Raw genomic sequence first — 2,111 nt, 5'->3', positions numbered from 1 at the left:
ACTTGTTACATTCGTTGTTCAAGATTATCAGGTTGTACAGATTACACAGGGGAATCCAATGCTGTTAAAAAGACAGTAGGTTCGCTTGGCGTAGCCCCAACGGTAACGGCAGGTTCAATTTGTGGTACAGGAACAGTTACTTTAGGAGCGACTTGTTCAACAGGTACAACAGCAACTTGGTATTCAGCTTCAACAGGTGGGACATCAATTTCAAGTGGAGCAAGTTTTACAAGCCCAAGTTTGAGTGCAACCACAACATATTATGTATCTTGTAAATCAAGTGCAGGTTGTGAATCAGGTAGAACATCAGTAGTAGCAACGGTAAACGGCGGAGCAACAGCCCCAACAGTTACGCCTGCTTCGATTTGTGGAACAGGTACAGTTACCTTAGGAGCAACTTGTTCAACAGGAGCAACGGCAACTTGGTATTCAGCTTCAACAGGCGGAACATCAATCGCAAGTGGAGCAAGTTATACAACACCAAGCTTAACGGCAACAACTACTTATTATGTATCGTGTAAGTCAAGTGCAGGTTGTGAATCAGCAACTGTACCAGTTGTAGCAACTGTCAACGGTAGTTTATCTGGTCCATCTGCTATTAAGAATGGTACTATTTGTGGAACAGGAACAGTTGAATTAGGTGCAATCTGTACAACAGGAACACCAACATGGTATGCAACTGCAACAGGTGGAACATCGTTTACAACAGGTTCAGTTTATGTAACGCCAGTATTAACAGCAACAACTTCTTATTATGTTTCTTGTAAATCAACGGCAGGTTGTGAATCTCCAAGAATTGAAGTTAAAGCAACAGTCATTGCTAAAATTACAAACGGAGGAACAATCCAAGCAGATGAAAGTATTTGTTTAGGAAAAACTCCTGCACAAATTACAAGCGTAACGCCTGCGAGTGGCGGAGATGCAAGTGCAGCGATTGAATATTTATGGTTACAAACAACATCATTGTCAAATGGAACTTGTCCATTGAATATTGTTGGTCAAAACCTTTATACAGAAATCCCGAACAGTAATTCTCCAAATTATCAACCATCTGCAATTACTCAGACTACTTGTTACATTCGTTGTGCAAGAAGAGCAGGTTGTACAGATTTTATCGGAGGAGAATCTAATACAGTGAAGAAAACAGTTTTAGCTAACTGCGAAGGAAAAGACCCAGTTTGTTTATCACGTAAAACAACCGTATCAAATAGTACACTTTGTGGTGATGCTACTCAATCTTACGGATTGTATTTTGCAGATTTGAAAGGAAATGTAGTTTCTCCAAATCAACACTTTACTGTGAAATCTGGAGAATTGACAGAATTCTGTGACGGAACAGCCGTATTAAATTATACTGCTTGTGTAACAGGTGGAACTTCAAATGACTGTATTAATGTAATTGTTAATTATTCAGGGCGTACAGGAACTCCTCCAACAGGTAGTCCAGTTGCCAATACACACTGTACAGGTTATTCGCCAAATCTTGGAGATTGGTATTATTATCCAACTTCAAATGGTACGTTTACAGGTTCTGGTATTTACGCAGGTTTGACAGGTACATACACACAAAACATGGCTGCGTTCCAATTAGGAACAGGAGCAAGTTTGAATGATATTACGAAATTTGGAGCAAGTAGCTGGTTTAAAATTAATATCACAAATGGTGGTACTAATAACTGGACAACGGCTTCGAAAGATGGAGATATTAATGTTACTTTAGGAACGCCTACAACAATTGCTTCGGTAACAGCTACGGCTAATCCTACTGCCATTTGTACGGGAGGTGATGTTAATTTAACGGCTACGCTTGATGCTAATTCTAAATCAATCAATTGTACGCCTACTTATTCATGGGTTGGTTCAAATGGATTTACAAGTACACAAGCAACAGTTACTAATACAAACGTAACGGCTTCGACAACTTATACGGTAACGGTAACATTTACGGCAGCAAATGGAAGCAAATGTTCTGTAACGGCAACAACTGGAGTAACTATTAATCCAACTCCTGCTACTCCAACGGTTACCTCAGGTTCAATTTGTGGAACAGGCACAGTTACTTTAGGAGCGACTTGCTCAACAGGTTCAACAGCAACTTGGTATTCAGCTTC

The 2,111-nt window shown here is 40.0% G+C and carries 1 protein-coding gene; it reads left to right on the top strand.

Annotated elements, in window-relative coordinates; translation table 11 throughout:
* A partial coding sequence (locus tag LV89_RS19425; RefSeq protein WP_445422192.1) for an immunoglobulin domain-containing protein occupies window positions 1–2,111 on the top strand: 2,111 nt, incomplete at both ends.

It is taken from the genome of Arcicella aurantiaca (assembly GCF_003148625.1).
GTDB lineage: Bacteria > Bacteroidota > Bacteroidia > Cytophagales > Spirosomataceae > Arcicella > Arcicella aurantiaca.
Note: the sequence above shows the minus strand (reverse complement) of the source record. Positions and strands in the feature narration are given on the sequence as shown.